This window comes from Streptomyces sp. NPDC016469 (assembly GCF_040632905.1).
In the GTDB taxonomy this organism is placed as follows: domain Bacteria; phylum Actinomycetota; class Actinomycetes; order Streptomycetales; family Streptomycetaceae; genus Streptomyces.
Genome location: NZ_JBEYCQ010000016.1, coordinates 127843 through 146066, shown reverse-complemented (window position 1 = coordinate 146066; position 18224 = coordinate 127843). Strand labels below are relative to the sequence as shown.

The window sequence follows — 18224 nt, the reverse complement described above, 5'->3', positions numbered from 1 at the left end:
GCCGACAAGGAGCTGTGACGTCATGTACGACCCCACAGTCGCCCGGCTCACCTACCGGGCGCTGCTCGGCCGGCGCCGGGCCGCCATCCTCTTCGTGCTGCCCGCACTGCTGATCGTCATCGCCGTGGCGGTACGGATGTTCGCGGGGGCCGACGACCAGGTGGCCTCGGACGTCCTGGGCGGATTCGCCATCGCGACCATGGTGCCGCTGATCGGTGTGATCGCCGGCACGGGCGCCATCGGACCGGAGATCGATGACGGCTCGATCGTCTACCTGCTGTCCAAGCCGGTGAGCCGGCCGACGATCATCTTCACCAAGCTGATCGTCGCGATCGCGGTGACCATGGTCTTCTCGGCGGTGCCGACGATGATCGCGGGCCTGGTCCTCAACGGCAACGGCCAGCAGATCGCGGTGGCGTACACCATCGCCGCCCTGGTGGCCTCGATCGCCTACAGCGCGCTGTTCCTGCTGCTGGGCACGGTCAGCCGGCACGCGGTCGTGCTGGGTCTCGTCTACGCGCTGGTGTGGGAGGCCCTGTTCGGCAGCCTGGTGCCGGGCGCGCGCACGCTCAGCGTGCAGCAGTGGTCTCTGGCGCTGGCCGAGAAGACCGGCGGCAACGGTGTGATCACCTCGGACGTGGGTCTGCCGCTCGCCACGGTTCTGCTGGCCGTGGTGACCGTCGCGGCGACCTGGTACGCGGGGCAGAAGCTGCGCACGCTGAAGCTGGCCGGCGAGGAGTGAGCAGAGGGCCTTCCGACATGTGACAACCCCCGGTCATCGGCCGGGGGTTGTCACATGTCGGACAGTCTTACGCGTAACTGTACGGTTATCGGTGCGTTGTTCACGGTGCGTGGAGGCAACTGGAATCCGTGGCGTCGTAGCGTTCGTGAAAGAGCAGATGGCCGATACGGCGAGGGAGCACCCGCCGGTCGGTTCCCTGAGTGAGTGGCAACCGTGAGCGTCCTCCGCCCCTGAAGCCCGGGGAGAGGGCTGTCCATTTCCGCGAAGCTTTCACGAACGGAAGGCAGCTCATGCCGACGGAAGTCGCTCTACTCGAATCGCGCGCGCTGCGCGTCGAACAGATGGGGCGCGTCGACGTCCTGGACAAGGTGAAGTGCCTTGTCATGCTCCCGGATGGAATTCACGTGCGCACAGAGGACGTGGCTCGTTACTTCGAAGTATCCACAGAGGTGGTCAAAAAGGTGACCCTCCGCCATCGAAGCGAGCTGGAGGAGAACGGGCTCAGGACGCTTCGAGGCTCTGACCTGGAAGCCTTCCATAGGGACATGGTGTCCCTATGGGCCGGTGAAGGGGCCGGAAGTTATCCACAGGCAGCCACTCAGCTCCGCCTCTACACCCGTCGGGCCGTCCTCAACGTCGCCATGCTTCTTCGCGACAGCGACGTCGCCCGGTGCGTGCGTACGTATCTGCTCGACGCCGAGCAGGACCTGCGCGCGGGATATGCGTCGCTCGAACACCGCGTCACCCGGGTCGAAAGCCACCTGGCCGGCGTGGGCACCGCCCTCCAGGAGCTGGGCCCGGTCCTCAGCAGGATGTCGCACCGGCTGGACAGCCTCGACCGGAGGCTGGAGGCCACCCACCAGGTCGTGGGCGCCATGAGCGTGAGGCTCGGCGGAGTCTCCGCGGACGTCGTCCGGCTCGACGACCGCATGGACGTCCTGGCGCGCAATCTCAAGGAGCTGAACCGCCGCAACAAGCGCTGACCCGGGACCGCGAGGTCCGCGAGGTCCGCGAGGAGACCGGAGGCGTGAAAAAGGCGCAGGGACCGAGGCCGAGTGCCCCGGTCCCTGCGCCGCGCGACGAGCAGCGGAACGCGACCGCCTACGACTCCCGCAGCAGCCGCTCCAGCACCACCGCGATCCCGTCGTCCTCGTTCGACGCGGTCGTCTCCTGAGCGACGGCCTTCAGATCGGCGTGGGCGTTGGCCATGGCCACGCCGTGCCGGGCCCAGGCGAACATGGGGATGTCGTTGGGCATGTCGCCGAAGGCGATCGTGTCCGCGGCCTTCACGCCCAGCCGGCGCGCGGCCAGCGAGAGGCCGGTGGCCTTGCTCAGTCCCAGCGGCAGGATCTCCACGACTCCCGCGCCCGCCATGACCACGTCCACCAGGTTCCCGACCGCAGCCCGCGCGGCCTTGGCCAGTGCGTCGTCGTCCAGATCCGGGTGCTGTATGTACACCTTGTTCAGCGGCGCGGCCCACATCTCGGCCGGGTCCTGGACGAAGACGGCCGGCCGCGGCCCCTCCTGCACGCGGTAGCCCGGCCCGACCAGCACCTCGCCGTCGAGCCCGTCGCGGCTCGCGGCCAGCGCCAGCGGGCCGACCTCCGCCTCGACCTTGGAGAGGGCGAGCCCGGCGAGCTGCCGGTCCAGGGTGAGCGACGTGAGCAGCCTGCGCTCACCCGCGTGGTAGACCTGGGCGCCCTGGGCACAGACGGCCAGTCCCTCGTAGCCGAGGTCGTCCAGGATGTGCCGGGTCCACGGGACGGCGCGACCCGTGACGACGATGTGCGCCGCACCGGCACCGGCGGCGGCCTTCAGGGCCTCGCGTGTCCGCGGGGAGACGGTCTCGTCGTCGCGCAGGAGGGTGCCGTCGAGGTCGGTCGCGACCAGCTTGTAGGGGAAGGTCACTTGGCGACCGGCTCCAGAATCTCGCGTCCGCCCAGGTAGGGGCGGAGCACCTCGGGCACCCGCACCGAACCGTCGGCCAGCTGGTGATTCTCCAGGATCGCCACGATGGTGCGGGGGACGGCGCAGAGCGTGCCGTTCAGCGTGGCCAGGGGCCGCATGGCCTTCTTGCCGTCGCGGTTGTCCCGCATCCGGACCGAGAGCCTGCGCGCCTGGAACTCACCGCAGTTGGACGCCGACGTGAGCTCGCGGTACTTGCCCTGGGTCGGGATCCACGCCTCGCAGTCGTACTTCCTGGTGGCCGACGCCCCCAGATCGCCGCTGGCGACGTCGATGACCTGGAAAGGCAGTTCGAGGCCGGTGAGCCACTGCTTCTCCCAGTCCAGGAGGCGCAGGTGCTCGGCCTCCGCGTCCGCCGGGTCGACGTACGAGAACATCTCGACCTTGGTGAACTGGTGCACCCGGAAGATGCCCCGGGTGTCCTTGCCGTACGTCCCCGCCTCGCGGCGGTAGCAGGAGGAGTAGCCGGCGTAGCGCAGCGGCAGTTTCTCCGCGTCGATGATCTCGTCCATGTGGTACGCGGCGAGCGGTACCTCGGAGGTGCCGACCAGGTACTGGTCGTCCTTGTCCAGGTGGTAGACGTCCTCCGCGGCCTGGCCGAGGAAGCCGGTGCCCTCCATGGCGCGGGGGCGGACCAGGGTCGGGGTCAGCATCGGGGTGAAGCCGGCCTCGGTGGCCTGGGCGATCGCCGCGTTGACGAGGGCGAGCTCCAGCAGTGCGCCGACGCCCGTCAGGTAGTAGAAGCGCGAGCCGGACACCTTGGCGCCGCGCTCCATGTCGATCGCGCCGAGCGCCTCGCCGAGCTCCAGGTGGTCCTTGGGCTCGAATCCCTCGGCGCCGAAGTCGCGGATCGTCCCGTGCGTCTCCAGGACGACGAAGTCCTCCTCGCCGCCGACCGGCACGTCCGGGTGGACGATGTTGCCGAGCCGCAGGAGCAGGTTCCTGGTCTCCGCGTCGGCCTCGTCCTGGGCGGCGTCGGCCGCCTTGACGTCGGCCTTGAGCTGCTCGGCACGCTTCAGGAGTTCGGTGCGCTCCTCGGGAGAAGCCTTGGGGATGAGTTTGCCGAGCGATTTCTGCTCGGAACGGAGTTCATCGAAAGCGGTCCCGGACGACCTGCGCCGTTCGTCGGCGGAGAGCAGGGCATCGACGAGCGCGACGTCCTCTCCCCGGTTGCGCTGGGAGGCGCGAACACGGTCGGGGTCCTCACGAATCAGGCGAAGGTCAATCACTCCTCCAGGCTACCGGTGCCGGCTTCGCCCACTTGAACCGATAGGAGCAAGCGTGGCGCTTTGCCCGAATTGCCGGTATTTGGCATTGTGGAGCGAGTGGGTCACGGGGCTTGTGTGCTGGGGCAGTTGGGCAGCGCTTTTCCACAGGAGTGGCCGACTCGTCAAAGTTATCCACAGGCTGTGGGGGAAGTCTGTGGACGCGGAGGAGATCATTCCGGGGGTCCGGTGAAAACGCGTGGGTTCAAGGGTGAAACCCGTTTTACGCGCTCGTTCGGGTGGGAATTGCTAGCCCTAAAGAGTTGATCAACGGAATTGGGCTGACACGGGGCGAACAGATGCCCTGTGGATGGGTGTGAGCGGGCTGTGTCGGTTTGTCGACCATGTCGGATTGCGGTGTCGACTTGTCCCCAGGCGCAACCCCTGCCTGTGGATAACTTTTCCCGACGCAGACAATCCTCTGGTCCCACCGGCCTTGTGGATACAAAGCGGCCTGGGCCGGGAGGCCCAGGGCTCGGTCAGGCTCGCCCGTCCTGGTTGCGTGCCAGCCAGTCGGACGCCTCGGTGAACTCCGCGTCGGACGTGCCCGCGCGCAGCGGCCGTACGTCCTCCGGACTCACCCCGGCCCGCGGGTAGGAGCCGAGGAAGCGCACACTCGGGCAGATGCGCTTGAGCCCCATCAGGGCCTCGCCCACCCGGCGGTCGGAGATATGGCCCTCAGCGTCCACCGCGAAGCAGTAGTTGCCGATGCCGGCGCCGGTCGGCCGCGACTGGATCAGCATCAGGTTCACCCCGCGCACCGCGAACTCCTGAAGCAGTTCGAGCAGGGCACCGGGGTGGTCGTCGCCCAGCCAGATCACCACGGAGGTCTTGTCCGCACCGGTCGGCGCGGAGGGCCGGGCCGGACGCCCCACGAGCACGAAGCGGGTCTGTGCGTTCTCCGCGTCGTGGATCTCGGTCACCAGAGGTTCGAGCCCGTACTTCTCCGCCGCGAACTCCCCCGCGAAGGCGGCGTCGTAGCGGCCCTCCTGCACGAGCCGCGCGCCGTCCGCGTTGGACGCCGCCGACTCCCATACCGCCTGCGGGAGATGGGCGGCCATCCAGTTGCGCACCTGCGGCTGCGCGGCCGGATGAGCGGTGACCGTCTTGATGTCGGACAGCTCCGTGCCGGGCCGTACGAGCAGCGCGAAGGTGATGGAGAGCAGCACCTCGCGGTAGATCATCAGCGGCTCGCCGCTGGTGAGCTGGTCGAGGGTGGTGGTGATGCCGCCCTCGACGGAATTCTCGATCGGTACGAGAGCCGCGGCGGCCGTTCCGTTGCGCACCGCGTCCAGAGCCGCCGGTACGGAGACCATCGGGACGAGTTCGCGGGTGGCGGCTTCCGGGAGCGTACGGAGAGCGACCTCGGTGAAGGTGCCTTCGGGGCCGAGATAGGCGTAGCGCGTGGCGGACATACCGTCACCCTAATGCGCGGTGGCGGCGCGGAAGGCCCGGACGGGAAGGCCGCCCGGGCTCAGGACTCCAGAAGCCGCTGCCCCACGTACTCACCGGCCGCCGCTCCGCCCGGCACCGCGAACAGCCCGCTCGCCTCGTGGCGGATGAAGGGGGAGAGCGCGTCCCCCCGGTCGAGCTTGCGCTGCACCGGGACGAAGCCGCGCAGCGGGTCGGCCTGCCAGCAGATGAACAGCAGTCCGGCGTCCGGGGTGCCGTCCGGGGCGATCCCGTCGTGGTAGGAGAACGGCCGGCGCAGCATCGCCGCACCGCTGTTGCGCTCGGGCGACGAGATCCGGGCGTGCGCGTTGTCCGGGATCAGCAACGTGCCGTCCGGGCCCGCCTTGTCGAGGTCCATCGCGGTGGTCTCGGTGCCGCCGCTGAGGGGGGCGCCGTCTGCCTTGCGCCGGCCGATGACCCGCTCCTGGCGCTCCACCGGAAGCTTCTCCCAGTCGTCCAGGAGCATGCGGATCCGCCGGACCACCGCGTAGGAGCCGCCCGCGAGCCAGTCGTACGCCGCGTCCTGGCCGCCGGGGACGAACACGCGCTTCGCGAAGTCGTCGTCCGTGGGCTTCGGGTTGCCGGTGCCGTCGATCTGGCCCATCAGGTTGCGGGCCGTCATCGGTTTCGCGGTCGCGCCGGGCGTGCGGTTGAAGCCGTTCATCTGCCAGCGCACGGTGGCCGTCGAGGCGGCCTCCTTCTGCACGGCCCGCAGTGCGTGGAAGGCGACGAGCGCGTCATCGGCACCGATCTGCACCCACAGGTCCCCGTTGGACCGGCCGGCGTCGAGGTGGTCGGAGGAGAACGGCGGCAGCGGGTCGAGTCCCGGCGGGCGGTGCGCGGTGAGGCCCGTGCGTTCGAAGAAGGTGGCGCCGAAGCCGAAGGTGACGGTGAGCGAGGACGGGCCCGCGTCCAGCGCGACACCGGTGTCGTGTCCGGGGCCGTCCGCCGCGCCCGCGGTGGGTTCGCCGGCCATCAGTCGCTGCGCCAGCGCGGACCACCGGCGCATCAGGGCGGCGGCCTGCTTGCGCCCGGCCTTGGGGGCGAGGTCGAAGGCGATCAGATGGCCGGATGCCTGAAGCGGAGTGGTGATCCCCGGTTGATGTTTCCCGTGAAACATCACCTCGGTGGAGCCGACCGTGGTCAGCGCGGCCGGCTCCTCGTCACGGCTCGCCGCATAGCCGGTGGCGCCGCCTGCCGCTCCGAGGACCAGCCCGGCCGCGCCGGCGGCGCCCGCGGTGCCGAGAAGCCGCCGCCGGGAGAGGGCATGGGTGTTACTGGTGTCGCTGCTCGTGTTTTTTCCGCTCACGGTCCTGCTCAGCCGATCTTCACGTTCTCGTCGACCGTCGTCTGGTCGATGTCGGAGGTCCGTACCGTCACCGCGACCTTCCAGTCGCCCGCGATCGGGAGCTGAAGGCCGGTGGCGGTCCAGTGGCCCTCGGTCAGCCGGACCGGGACGGCCGGCAGCGGGCCGATGCCCTTGGACTCCAGAGTGAAGGCGATCTTCACCTCGGGGACGTCCATGGGCTTCTCGGCGGGGTCCTCGACCCACAGGTGGATCACGTTGGCACCAGTGCGTCCCGGGTCGATGTCCATCCGTACCGTGCCCTTGCCGTTCGCGCCGCCCGTGTCGAAGGGCAGCGCGAGGTTGACGGGCCCGCTGTCCACGGGACCGGCCGCCGCCGACGAGGAGCGTGCCGCCTCTTCCTGCGTACGGCCCGGCTCGGTCGACGTAAGGACCGTGGTCACCGCGAGCAGGGCCACGGCGACGCCGACTTCGGCCAGCACGGAGCGGCGCAGCCCCGAGCGGCCGGGGTCGGCGTCGCGTATCCGCTTCTTCTCGGCGGTGGCCACGGCGGCCCGCTGCCGGGCGAGCTGAGCGGCCCGGGCGGGGTCCTCTTCGGTCTCCGCCTCGGCCTCGGGCTCCTCTTCGGCTCCGGGCGCCGTCGCGGCACCGCTGCCCTCCGCGAGCCTCCCCGTCCACCGGCGCGACATCGACGCGACCCCCACCAGGACGGCGACGAGCCCCACCTTGACCAGCAGCAGCTGTCCGTAACCCGTACCGGTCAGCGCCGACCACGTGCCGACCTGCCGCCACGACTGGTAGACCCCCGTCGCGACGAGGACGACCACGCTGACGAAGGCGATCATGGAGAAGCGGCGTACAGCCGCCGAGGTCAGGTCGGGTGTGCGGTACAGCGCGGTCAGCAGGGTCACGAGCCCGCCCAGCCAGGCGGCGACGGCCAGCAGATGGAGCACGTCCACGGGCATCGCGATGCCGGGCTGGACACCGGTCGAGGCGTGCTCGGCGAGTGCCCAGGTGCCGGCGATACCGGCGGCGATGACCGCGCCGCCGATGGCGAGGCCGAAGGTGAGGTCCCTCTTCTCGCGGGGGTCCTCGCGCTTGGCGTACGTGCCGAACAGCACCGCGACGAACAGCGCGGCGGCACCGAGCAGCAGGAGCCGGGAGACCAGGGCGGCACCGGGCTTGGTGTCGAGGACCGCCTTGAGGCCGTCGAGGTCGAGGATGTCTCCCAGCTTCCCGGAGCCGGTGTACGAGCTGCGCATGAGCAGCATCGCGATGGTCGCCGCGGTGAGCGTCAACCAGCCTCGTACGACCAGACGTTGCAGCGGCCGCGCCCCCGCCCCACGCTGCCAGCAGGCCAGGACGAAGGCGGCGCCGCCCGCGAGCACGATGAATCCGGCGTACGCGGCGTAGCGCGCGATGTCGTAGAGCGTGCCGACGAGCCCGCCGCCCGCCTCGCTGCCGGGGAGGGCGACGGTGGTCTCGGAGGGCGCCCCGATGGAGAAGGTGAAGGCGCCGGAGACCGGGTGGCTGTCGGCGGAGACCGCCTGCCAGGCCACGGTGTACGTGCCGTCGCCGAGACCGCCGCGCAGGGTGACGCCGTACTTCACGGTGGACCCGCTGTGCAGGTCGCGCGGGGCGGTCTCGGTGTCGGCGCGCTTGCCCGAGGGGTCCAGGACGCGGATGGAGTCCGCACCGAGGGCGACCTGCTCGGAGAAGGTGAGGGTGACCTCCGTGGGTGCCGTGGCGACCACCGCCCCGTCCTGCGGATCGCTCCCGGTGAGCGCGGCATGGGCCGACGCGGGCGCCGCGACGGCCAGCAGCAGACCGAGCACCGCGCCGAGCAGCGCGGTGAGCAGTCCGGCCGCGGCGAGCGGCCGGCGCCGGGCGGACGGGGGCGGCCCGAAGGGCGGGGCGGTGGCTGTCATGGCGGGTCAGTCCCTCACTGCTTCTTCGGGTTGTGGGTGGTCTCCTTCACGGGAAGGTCGACCTCGATCGCGCCGGCCTTCTCGAAGTGCAGTTCCACGGACACCTTCTGGCCCTGCTTGGGCTGCTTCTTGAGCTTCATGAACATGATGTGGTTGCCACCACGTTCGAGATCCAGCTCACCGCCCGCGGGCACGTCGAAGGACGTCACCTTCCGCATGACCTGGTTCTTCGTCTCGTGGATCGTGACGTCGTCCGAGAGCGGGCTGGTGACCGAGGTGAGGCGGTCGTCGCCGGTGCCGTTGTTCTGCACGACGAGGAAGCCGGCCGCCATGTCGTTGACGGGCTGCGGCATGAACCCGCCGACGACCTTCAGCTCCGGTTCGTCCGAGGAGGCCGAGCACCCCGCCAGCGTCAGGCCCGCGGTCACGGCCACGACGGCGGCGAGGGTGGTGCGGTGGTTCACGGGTTCTCCCCCTTGACGATCTTGGGGAGGTCCTTGGTGTAGTCGTCGGGCGTGGTGTCCTCGCTGTACAGCAGGTAGCCCTTGTCGGTCTTCGGGGAGAAGGCGATGACCTGCGAGCCGTGCATCGAGACGACCGTGCCGTCCTTCTCCTTCTTCGGCGCGGAGATGCCGATGCCGATCTGCCGGGCGCCCGCCTGGATGGCCGGGAAGTCGCCGGTGAGACCGATGAAGGAGGGGTCCTGGGCCTTGAGCCAGCTGCCGAGGGAGGCCGGGGTGTCGCGTTCCGGGTCGGTGGTGACGAAGACGACCCGGAGGTTCTCCTGGTCTGCCTTGGGCAGGGCCTTCTTGGCGATGGCGATGTTGCTCATGATGAGCGGGCAGACGTCGGGGCAGTTGGTGTAGCCGAAGTAGATGAGCGTCGGCTTGCCCTTGGTCTCCTCGCGCAGGTCGTACTTCTTGCCGTGCGTGTCGGTCAGCACGAGGTCCGGCTTGGTGAACGGCTGGTCGAGCACCGTCGCGGCCTGTGTCTTCGTCTGCATCGACACGTCGGCGACGGGCTTCTTGCTGTCGTTGTCACTGCCGCCGCAGGCGGACAGGGTGAGCGCGGCCGCGACGACGAGCGCCGCGGCCGGAACGATCTTCTTAACCATGGAGCACTGTTCCTGAGGGGTCGGTGGAGCGGGTGGGGGCCAGGAAGCGCCTGGCCCCCGCGGGGCCTGTCAGGCCGTACGACGGCGCCCGGCCAGGACGCCGAAGGCCACGCCGGCGACGCCGATCACGATGCCGACGATGCCGAGCACCCGGGCGGTGTTGTCCTCGGAGGAGGACGACGAAGCGGCGGTGGTCTTACCGCTTTTCTCGGCGGGGTCCGCGGAGGAGTCCGAGGACTTCGCGTCCGCGCCGGCCGCCCCGTGCGCGTCATCGGCCGGGGCCGTCAGCTTGAGGACGGGAGCGGGGGTCTCCGGCTCGTCGGCGCCTTCCTTGGGCTCCTCGATCCAGCGGACGACCTCCTTGTTGGAGTACGTCTGGACGGCCTTGAACACCAACTGGTCGGCATCCTCGGGGAGCTGGCCGACGGAGAGCGGGAACTGCTGGAAGCGGCCGGGCTCGATCTTGCCGCCGGTCCAGGTGACCTTGGAGACGGCCTCGTTGATCGTCTTGCCGTGCATCTGCAGCGGCTTGGCCAGCTTGCTCGTCGTCACCTCGATGTCCCAGCCGGGCACCGGCTGCGGCATGACGGACGCCAGCGGGTGGTCGGTCGGGAAACTGACCTCCAGCTTGGTCGTCGAGGCGTTGTCACGCTCGTTGGGCACCTTGAAGTTGATGACGGCGTAACCGCCCTTGGCGGCCTCGCCCTGAGGCTGGACGCTGACGTGGGCGGAGGCCGTGCCGGCGAGCAGCAGCACGGTGGACGCGGCGACGCCGCCGGCGAGGGCGATGCGGGAAACGTTCATGACAGGGATCACTCCGCGGGGCACGAAGGGAAGGTGCTCCGGCGCACGGGTGCGCACCGGCATCGCGACGCCACTTCCGTACGGGCCGAATGCGCGCCGGGACCGTGACCGCCCCGAAGGGGGCCAGGCCGGTGCGCATCGCGTGGAGGGCGTCGCGTCAGGCTGCGAGAGCGAGCACGGAGGGGGGCCCGCGCCTGATCACCAGGTGCTGCAACGGATCCCCGGTGGCCGGGCGCGTTGCGTCCACGGCGGTACGAGGGGTGCGCGGCCCGGTCGCGGGTTCACCGGCCAGGCCCGAGCGCAGGGCGGCGACGAGACGGAACGCGTCCCGCAACGCCCGGAGCCGCGCCCCGGCCGCGACTTGCTGGGCGCCGTGCGCCGACAGCCGGGCGAGCCGGAAGAGGGCGACCTCGCCCCGCCGGAGCAGCCATCCGGTGGCCAGGGCGGCCAGCAGGTGCCCGAGGAGCATGGGCAGGCTGGGAAGCATGTGGAGGAGGTCGGCCGGGGTGGCCCACGCGGGGCCGGAAGGGGCCGCGGCCAGATGCTGGTGCGCCTGAGCGGACACCGCGGCCGGGTCGATGCCCGCGGTGCCGACGATGTGCCGCGCGTCGGCGGCGTCCAGCTGCTGGGGTCCGGCGCCGCAGACGAGGCTTGCCGCGAACCGGATCAGCGCGTCGTCGCCGCCCGTCGCCACGGGAGCCGTGGTGTGCGTGCCCAGCCCGAACAGGGTGTGAAGGGCGAGCTGTCCGCCGGCCAGGGCCGCGGCGATGGAGGGCAGTGAGCGTTCGCGTCCGGCGAGGGGGACGACCACCGCGAGGACGCCGAGGAAACCGGCGAGCAGTGTCCACCAGGGGACCGTCGCACAGGCGGCCAGCGCATGCCCGGCCGCGGACAACGCGACGCAGACCGCGGCGAACACCGCGGCCCTCAGTAGCCGTAGACCGGCTCCGGCGCGTCCCACAGACACAGACATGGCGGGGCCATCATCGCACCCGGGCCCCCGTCGCCGTACGGCAGGTCCGGAAGGTCGTCTTCCGGGCGGATTGGGTGTGAGCAGGGCCGTTCGCGCGGTTCCGGCAGCTCCGGGGCCGGGCGTGGAGGGCCGGGCTACACCGGTGTGGTGCGTCCGGCTATCCGCCGAATGGGCGGGTTCAGAGCGCGTACGTGCTTACGACCGCCCCGGTGCGGCAATACGTAGCGGTATGTCTAGCCGCAGCCAGGAGGCCGGAGCATGAGCATCTGGTGGTCACTCCATTTGCGGCGCGATGCTGCGAGCGTCCCGCTCGCCCGTCGGTTCCTGCTCGGCACGATGGAATCCGCGGGCGTGGACCCGGACATCTCCTTCGACCTGTCTCTCGCGCTCAGCGAAGCCTGTGCGAATGCGGTCGAGCACGGCGGGGAGCACGACGGCACCTCCGACGGCACGGGGAAGGCCCGGGACGCCTGGGAGGACCCGTCGGCCACGGCCAGTGGCCAGTACCGGGTCACCGCGTATCTGGACGGCGAGAAGTGCCGCATCGAAGTCGCCGATTCGGGGCCCGGGTTCCCCGCCGGGGGAGGGCCGTACACGGTGGAGCGGCAGTCCGGGAGCGGACTGCCGGACCCGCAGTACGCGTCGTATCCGCCCGTCACCGCCGAGGAGGGACGGGGCCTGTGCCTGATCGAACAGCTCGCCGACCACGTCCACTTCGGTAACCGCCCGGGGTGCCCCGGCGCGGTCGTGAGCTTCGACAAGGTCCTGAAATGGCGGAAGGACGCCCTGCTCATGGTGTCCTGAGCGGGGCGCCCTTCCGTCCGTACGGCGGGCGGCGGATCAGCCCTTGAGCCGGGCCATCCACGCCTCGACCTCGTCGGCCTGCCGGGGCAGCTTGTCCGAGAGGTTCCGGTTGCCGTCCTCGGTGACGAGGATGTCGTCCTCGATCCGGACGCCGATGCCGCGGTACTCCTCGGGCACGGTGAGGTCGTCGGCCTGGAAGTAGAGACCGGGCTCGACGGTGAGGCAGACGCCCGGCTCCAGCGTGCCGTTCACGTACGCCTCGGTGCGGGCGGCGGCGCAGTCGTGGACGTCCATGCCGAGCATGTGGCCGGTGCCGTGCAGGGTCCAGCGGCGCTGGAGGCCCAGCTCCAGGACCTTCTCCACCGACAGGTCGCCGAGCAGGCCCCACTCGACGAGCTTCTCGGTGAGGACCCGCTGGGCGGCGTCGTGGAAGTCGCGGAAGTCGGCGCCGGGCTTGACCGCGGCGATACCCGCCTCCTGCGCCTCGTACACCGCGTCGTAGATCTTGCGCTGGAGCGGTGTGAACGTGCCGCTGATGGGAAGGGTGCGGGTCACGTCGGCCGTGTAGAGGTCGTTGGTCTCCACGCCGGCGTCCAGCAGCAGCAGCTCGCCCGAGCGCACGGCGCCGTCGTTGCGCACCCAGTGCAGGGTGGTCGCGTGCGGTCCCGCGGCGCAGATCGAGCCGTACCCGATGTCGTTGCCCTCGATGCGGGCGCGCAGGAAGAACGTTCCCTCGATGTAGCGCTCGCTGGTGGCCTCGGCCTTGTCGAGGACCTTCACGACGTCCTCGAAGCCGCGTGCGGTGATGTCGCACGCCTTCTCCAGCTCGGCGATCTCGAAGGCGTCCTTCACCAGGCGCGCCTCGGAGAGGTAGACCCGCAGCTCCTCGTCGCGCTCGGCGGTGACCTTGTCGGTGAGGGCGGCCTCGATGCCGGCGTCGTGACCGCGTACGTTGCGGACGGGGCCGGTGGCCTCGGCCAGTGCGGCGGGCAACTCGCGCACGTCCTTGGCGGGAATGCCCAGCAGCTGCTCGGCCTCGGTGAGGGAGTGGCGGCGGCCGACCCACAGCTCGCCCTGGCCGTCGAGCCAGAACTCGCCGTTCTCCCGGTTCGAGCGGGGCAGCAGGTAGACGGTCGCCTCGTGGCCGTCGTCCGTCGGCTCCAGGACGAGGACGCCGTCCTGCGTCTGGTCACCGGTGAGGTACGCGTACTCGGTGGAGGCGCGGAAGGCGTACTCGGTGTCACTGGAACGGGTCTTCAGCCGGCCGGCGGGAATGACCAGCCGCTCGCCGGGGAAGCGCGCGGACAGCGCGGCGCGGCGGTCGGCGGTGTGACCGGCCTGGGCGATCGGCTCCAGGCCGTGCAGCTCGGTGTCGGCCCAGCCGGACTTCATGCTGGCGGCGAGCTCGTCGGACACGCCCGGGTACAGGCCGTTCTTCCGCTGCTTGACCGGCTCTGTCTCTTCGGTCTCCGGGGTCTCCGGGAACTCCTCAGACACGACTGTTCTCCTTGATACGACACTGGACCTCTTCCATCGTACGGGCGTACGGAAGGGGGCCCAGGGCCGGAAGACCTCTTACACAGGAGGGGCCCGGCTCAGTCGAACCGGGCCGCGAGCACGACCACGTCCTCGGCGCCGTCCGCCCGGCCGGCCCCGTCCGGCAGCACGGTGCGCACCACATGGCCGGCCACCGAGGCGGCGTCCCCGCGCAGCGCCCTCGGGACGCTCGCCGCCGCCGAGTGGAGGCGCGCGTACGCCCGGTCCATCGAGTCGCCGGCGCGGCGCAGCAGCCCGTCGGTGTACAGCAGAACCGTCTCGCCGGGTGCGGGCGTGATGTCCACACTGGGCGCCTCCCAGCAGGACAGCATGCCCAGCGGGGCGGAGAGCGTGGTCTCCACGTACGCGGTGCGGCGCTCGCCGATGATCAGGGGCGGCGTGTGCCCGGCCCCGGCGAACAGGATCTTGCGGCGGGCCGGTTCGCAGTACGCGAAGAGGGCGGTCGCCGAACGGGCCGGCTCGGTCAGCCGGAGCAGCAGTTCGAGGTCGGAGAGCACGGCGACCGGGTCCTCGCCCTCCATCACCGCGTACGCGCGCAGCCCGGCGCGCAGCCGTCCCGTGGCGGCCAGTGCGCTGGGGCCCGAGCCGCCCACCGAGCCGACGGCGAGGCCGAGGGCGCCCTCCGGCAGGGCCAGCGCGTCGTACCAGTCGCCGCCGCCCTGCGGGGCCACCTCGTGGCGTACGGCGAGCTGGACGCCGGGGATCCGGGGCAGCCGGGTGGGCAGCAGCTCCTCGGTCACGGTGGCGACATCCGTCCTGGCCCGTTCCAGTTCCAGCAGGCGGGCGAGGTGTTCGGAGGCGTATCCGGCGTACAGGCCGACGAGGTGGCGTTGGCGTTCCAGGGGTTCCGCGGGTTCGTCGTAGAGCCAGACGGCGGCGCCGAGCCGTCCGGTCGTCGCGGTGGCGAGGGGCAGTGCGTAGCTGGCGGCGTATCCGAGACGGGCGGCGACCTCGCGTCTGCGGGGGTCCAGGCCGCTGTCGCCGAGCAGATCGGGGGTGGTCAGCGGGGAGTCCGGGTTGGGCAGGCCCTCCAGGACGCGTCCGTACGAGGTGGCGCTGCGCGGCACGGTCTCGATCTGGCCCAGTTCGGCGTGGGCCAGCCCGAGCCCTATGGTGCTGACGGGGCCGCGGCGGTCGGACGGTTCGAAGGCCACCAGGCCTCGGCGGGCACCGACCAGGGCGGCCCCGGCTTCGAGGAACTCGTGCAGTGCGTCGTTCAGGGTGCGGGTTCCGGCCAGGCGCTCGGTGAGCTCGTGGAGCGTGGTGAGGTCGGAGACCCAACCGGCGAGCCGGTCCTGGATGAAGGCGCCGGGCGGGGCGGGCACCGCCTCGATTGGCCCGGCAGTCTCGTCCGAAACCGGAACCGTGGGATCGATTCCAGCCACTTTTGGCAGGTGCGGAGCGCTCATGGTCGCCGGCTTTCCGAGCGGTGTGTTCCGTCGAATAGCATCGCAAACCCCCATGTCATTCTGCGCCGCTACCAGTGCATCCACATGTACACGCACAAGTGCGGCGATGTCCAGCATTGTCCCCCCGGAAAACCCGGTGTCCACGCCCTCATCAACTTGGCTAAAAACCGCACCTCGCTGTACGCATTAGCGGTCGACTGGGTCTGCCCGGCGGGGAGCACCTCCGGGTGAAGTCCCAGGGGCGCGTCATTCCGGGCATGCTGGGTACGTAATTCTTTGGATGGCCAGGGGTGGCCCCGCCCGCCCCCGGAACCTGGCAGCAGGCCCGGACGTCCTCACCTGTGACGGCCGCGCCCCACCCCCGAGTGGTGAGGCCGCACGCAACGGACCGCAGGCGCGCCGTGCGCCCCGCACCTCGCCACGATGCCGACCGCAAGCAGCTCGATCCGGCTCAGCACGGCTCACGCTCGGTACCGACGAACGACCCGTACCGCAGGCTCGACGAGCACGTACACCCAGAAGATCCGCAGGCATGGTGTGACACGCACGATGCGAGGCGGACCCTCGGCGTTCAACGGAAAGGAACGAGCGGCTCATGCGCGAGATCCTCGGAAGGCGACGCAGGCTCGGCCGCAGGGGCGGCTCCGCCCGGCTCGACGCGGCCCTGACCTGTGCCACGCAGTGGCAGTGGCCCGTGGTCCCCGGAGTGGGGCTGCGCGGGGGTGGTGATCGCGGCCGTCGCTGCGCGTGCCCCGATCCCGAGTGCCCGGTGCCCGGCGCGCATCCCTTCGACCCCGGACTGCTCGCGGCGACCACCGATGCCCGGATGGTGCGCTGGTGGTGGACCAACCGGCCCACCGCACCGGTGCTGCTCGCCACCGGGGGCGGTGCGCCGTGCGCCCTGAGCCTGCCGGCGCCGGCCGGCGCCCGCGCCCTGGTCGCGCTCGACCGGGCGGGCCTGCGCCTGGGGCCCGTCGTGGCGACGCCCACCCGGTGGGCGCTGCTGGTCGCCCCGTACACCCTGGAACGGCTCGGTGAGCTGCTGTACGCGCAGGACCGGGTGCCCGGCTCCCTGCGGTTCCACGGGGAGGGCGGCTACATCGTCCTGCCGCCGTCGGAGATCGGCACGGGGCAGGTCCGCTGGGAGCGCGCGCCGGAGCGCGCTCCGGTTTCACGCCCCAAGGGCGCCGCCGCGCCGGCCGTGTCGCCCTGGCTGCCGGATGTCGAGGCCGTGCTGGACGCCTTGGTCGCGGCGAGCGTGAGTGCCCCGGACGGCGGTAGCAGACTTACGCACTGAGCGGTCGGGGGCACGGTTGGCCAGATTCTGATGCGCGCGTGTTCTTTCAAGGGGCATTCATTACAGAGTTCTGTCGCTTCCCTGTCCGGTCTCCGGTGAATCCCTTCCGTTCTTCCTCGCTCCCGCCCACTTCCTTCCGCCTTGCTTCACGATTTCCGGGTTAAACGGCGGGGTTGCTTGTGGCGCATCCGTTTGTCCGGTGGTGTCGCTGATGCCGCGGAAATTCGCCCCGCCGCAAATCCCGGCGGGGCGATGCTCTCTGATGGCGCCTCGGCGTTCTTCCCGCCCCGGCGCAGGTCCAACCGACTTCTCGGGCCACAGGGCTGACGCCGGGCCATCGCATGGGGGAGCTGGGGCGGTGAGTGAGGGGCGAGCGGTCCGGGCGGGACCCGTACGCGGGTCTGTGCGCCCCGGGTGCGCGGAGCGCTCCGTACCCGGAAATGAGGATGCCCGATCGCTGGCGACGGGGGATGCACCAGCGACCGGGCTTCTTGAACCGTAACAAGAGATCTGCCGTTCGCAAATTTGATCTCATGTATTCGGACAGCGATTTACCTGCCAGTACGGCGAGTTGTGACGGGAGTCACCGTCCGGGCGGAGCGGCGGTCACGGTCAGCTGAGCGTCACCTGGCGGTTGGTGAGCCCGCCGCGCGCCCGCCGCTCCTCGGCGGTGAGCGGCGCGTCCGACGCGAGGGCCGTCGCGAGCCGCTCCGCGAACGCGGCGGCGGGCTTCTCGCAGTCCTCGGCGCCCATCGCGCTCGGCAGGTCCCACACCGGGACCATCAGCCCGTGCGCCCGGAACGAGCCGACCAGCCGGGTGCCCTCGCCGAGCGAGGACTCGCCCGCGGCGTGCAGCCGGGCGAGCGCGTCGAGGAGCTGCTCCTCGGCGTGCGGCATGACCCAGCGCAGGTGGTTCTTCTCCGGCGTCTCGCACCAGTAGGCGGCGTCCACGCCGGACAGCAGGGCGGTCGGGATCGCCGCCTCGTTCGCACGTTCGAGCGAGGCGGACACCTCGGCCGTGGCGTTCTCCGAGTCCGGCACCCAGAACTCGAAGCCGGAGTGCACGACCGGCTCGAAGGGCGCGTCGTTGTCCAGGAGGTCCTGGAGCCGGGGCCCGTCGGCCGGCACGCGGCGGGCGGCCACGGGCGAACCGGGCTCCGCCTCCAGCGCGCGGCTCAGGGTGTCCGCGAGGTCCCGGCTGAGGTCGCCGGAGGAGGTGTCGTTCTGCAGGGCGAGCAGGACGGAGCCGTCGTCGCGGCGCAGCGCCGGCCACGCCATCGGCAGGACCGTCGCGAGCGTCACCGACGGCACGCCCTCGGGCAGGCCGCCCTTGAGCGTCAGGTCGGCGGTGGCGGCCGGGACCAGCTCGCGCAGCGCGACCCAGTCGCACTCCCCGGCCAGGCCCTCGAACGGGCGCTGGACCAGCTCGGTCACCGCCTGTGCCGCGGCGCGGCCGTGGCACGCCTTGTACCGGCGGCCCGAACCGCACGGGCAGGGCTCACGAGCCCCGACCACCGGGATCTCGCCGTCCTTGAGCTGCTGCTTCCCGGCCTTGGTCTGAGGGCGCTTCTTCGCCATGGTGGGCTTACTCCCGATTGCGACAGTGCG

Annotated in this window: 16 protein-coding genes; 4 read left to right on the top strand and 12 right to left on the bottom strand. The window is 70.9% G+C overall.

Annotation, left to right across the window (positions count from 1 at the left end):
• The first annotated feature begins 22 nt into the window (after positions 1-22).
• Together ABZ565_RS20110 and ABZ565_RS20105 are read left to right on the top strand one after the other, a co-directional pair.
• The gene (locus ABZ565_RS20110; protein ID WP_361028317.1) at positions 23-742 is read left to right on the top strand and encodes an ABC transporter permease; all 720 of its coding nucleotides are present in this window, start codon (positions 23-25) and stop codon (positions 740-742) included.
• 290 nt (positions 743-1032) lie between these two features.
• Complete coding sequence (locus ABZ565_RS20105) at positions 1033-1725, top strand: hypothetical protein (protein WP_361028314.1); 693 nt, start codon at positions 1033-1035, stop codon at positions 1723-1725.
• Between the two features lie 118 nt (positions 1726-1843).
• On the opposite strand, the gene ABZ565_RS20100 is transcribed toward ABZ565_RS20105, so the two are convergent.
• The 9 genes from ABZ565_RS20100 to ABZ565_RS20060 all read right to left on the bottom strand — a co-directional run bounded on the left by ABZ565_RS20100 (position 1844) and on the right by ABZ565_RS20060 (position 11549).
• Positions 1844-2650, bottom strand: coding sequence for an HAD family hydrolase (locus ABZ565_RS20100; protein WP_361028311.1), 807 nt, complete (start codon positions 2648-2650; stop codon positions 1844-1846).
• Positions 2647-3936 carry a serine--tRNA ligase gene (gene serS, locus ABZ565_RS20095; RefSeq protein ID WP_361028308.1) on the bottom strand — a complete coding sequence of 430 codons (1290 nt, stop codon included), beginning with the start codon at positions 3934-3936 and terminating at the stop codon, positions 2647-2649. The genes ABZ565_RS20100 and serS overlap by 4 nt, the downstream gene beginning before the upstream one ends.
• A gap of 515 nt (positions 3937-4451) precedes the next feature.
• Complete coding sequence (gene pheA, locus ABZ565_RS20090; protein WP_361028305.1) at positions 4452-5387, bottom strand: prephenate dehydratase; 936 nt, start codon at positions 5385-5387, stop codon at positions 4452-4454.
• 59 nt (positions 5388-5446) lie between these two features.
• Positions 5447-6733 (bottom strand): iron uptake transporter deferrochelatase/peroxidase subunit, encoded by a 1287-nt coding sequence (efeB, locus tag ABZ565_RS20085; RefSeq protein WP_361028302.1) that lies wholly within the window; start codon positions 6731-6733, stop codon positions 5447-5449.
• Positions 6734-6741: 8 nt separating this feature from the next.
• Entirely contained in the window at positions 6742-8658 is a 1917-nt protein-coding gene (locus ABZ565_RS20080; RefSeq protein WP_361028298.1) for a copper resistance protein CopC, read from the bottom strand.
• A gap of 14 nt (positions 8659-8672) precedes the next feature.
• Positions 8673-9122, bottom strand: a complete 450-nt coding sequence (locus ABZ565_RS20075) for a copper chaperone PCu(A)C (protein ID WP_361028295.1) — start codon at positions 9120-9122, stop codon at positions 8673-8675.
• Positions 9119-9772: an SCO family protein gene (locus ABZ565_RS20070; protein WP_361028292.1), complete on the bottom strand. Its 654-nt coding sequence runs from the start codon at positions 9770-9772 to the stop codon at positions 9119-9121. The genes ABZ565_RS20075 and ABZ565_RS20070 overlap by 4 nt, the downstream gene beginning before the upstream one ends.
• Positions 9773-9841: 69 nt before the next feature.
• On the bottom strand, positions 9842-10576 hold the full coding sequence (locus tag ABZ565_RS20065; protein WP_361028289.1) for a YcnI family protein: 735 nt from the start codon (positions 10574-10576) through the stop codon (positions 9842-9844).
• Positions 10577-10733: 157 nt separating this feature from the next.
• On the bottom strand, positions 10734-11549 hold the full coding sequence (locus ABZ565_RS20060; RefSeq protein WP_361028286.1) for a hypothetical protein: 816 nt from the start codon (positions 11547-11549) through the stop codon (positions 10734-10736).
• Between the two features lie 258 nt (positions 11550-11807).
• Here ABZ565_RS20060 and ABZ565_RS20055 point away from each other — a divergent pair, with 258 nt between their 5' ends.
• A complete protein-coding gene (locus ABZ565_RS20055) occupies positions 11808-12353 on the top strand; it encodes an ATP-binding protein (protein WP_361028283.1) in 546 nt (181 codons plus the stop codon).
• A gap of 36 nt (positions 12354-12389) precedes the next feature.
• On the opposite strand, the gene ABZ565_RS20050 is transcribed toward ABZ565_RS20055, so the two are convergent.
• Both ABZ565_RS20050 and ABZ565_RS20045 read right to left on the bottom strand, forming a co-directional pair.
• Positions 12390-13850 (bottom strand): aminopeptidase P family protein, encoded by a 1461-nt coding sequence (locus ABZ565_RS20050; RefSeq protein ID WP_361028280.1) that lies wholly within the window; start codon positions 13848-13850, stop codon positions 12390-12392.
• A 98-nt stretch (positions 13851-13948) separates the two neighbouring features.
• Positions 13949-15436, bottom strand: coding sequence for a PP2C family protein-serine/threonine phosphatase (locus ABZ565_RS20045; RefSeq protein ID WP_361028277.1), 1488 nt, complete (start codon positions 15434-15436; stop codon positions 13949-13951).
• Between the two features lie 478 nt (positions 15437-15914).
• Here ABZ565_RS20045 and ABZ565_RS20040 point away from each other — a divergent pair, with 478 nt between their 5' ends.
• Entirely contained in the window at positions 15915-16616 is a 702-nt protein-coding gene (locus ABZ565_RS20040) for a bifunctional DNA primase/polymerase (protein WP_361028274.1), read from the top strand.
• Between the two features lie 612 nt (positions 16617-17228).
• Here ABZ565_RS20040 and ABZ565_RS20035 read toward each other — a convergent pair.
• On the bottom strand, positions 17229-18194 hold the full coding sequence (locus ABZ565_RS20035) for a DUF5926 family protein (RefSeq protein ID WP_361028271.1): 966 nt from the start codon (positions 18192-18194) through the stop codon (positions 17229-17231).
• Between the last annotated feature and the right edge of the window lie 30 nt (positions 18195-18224).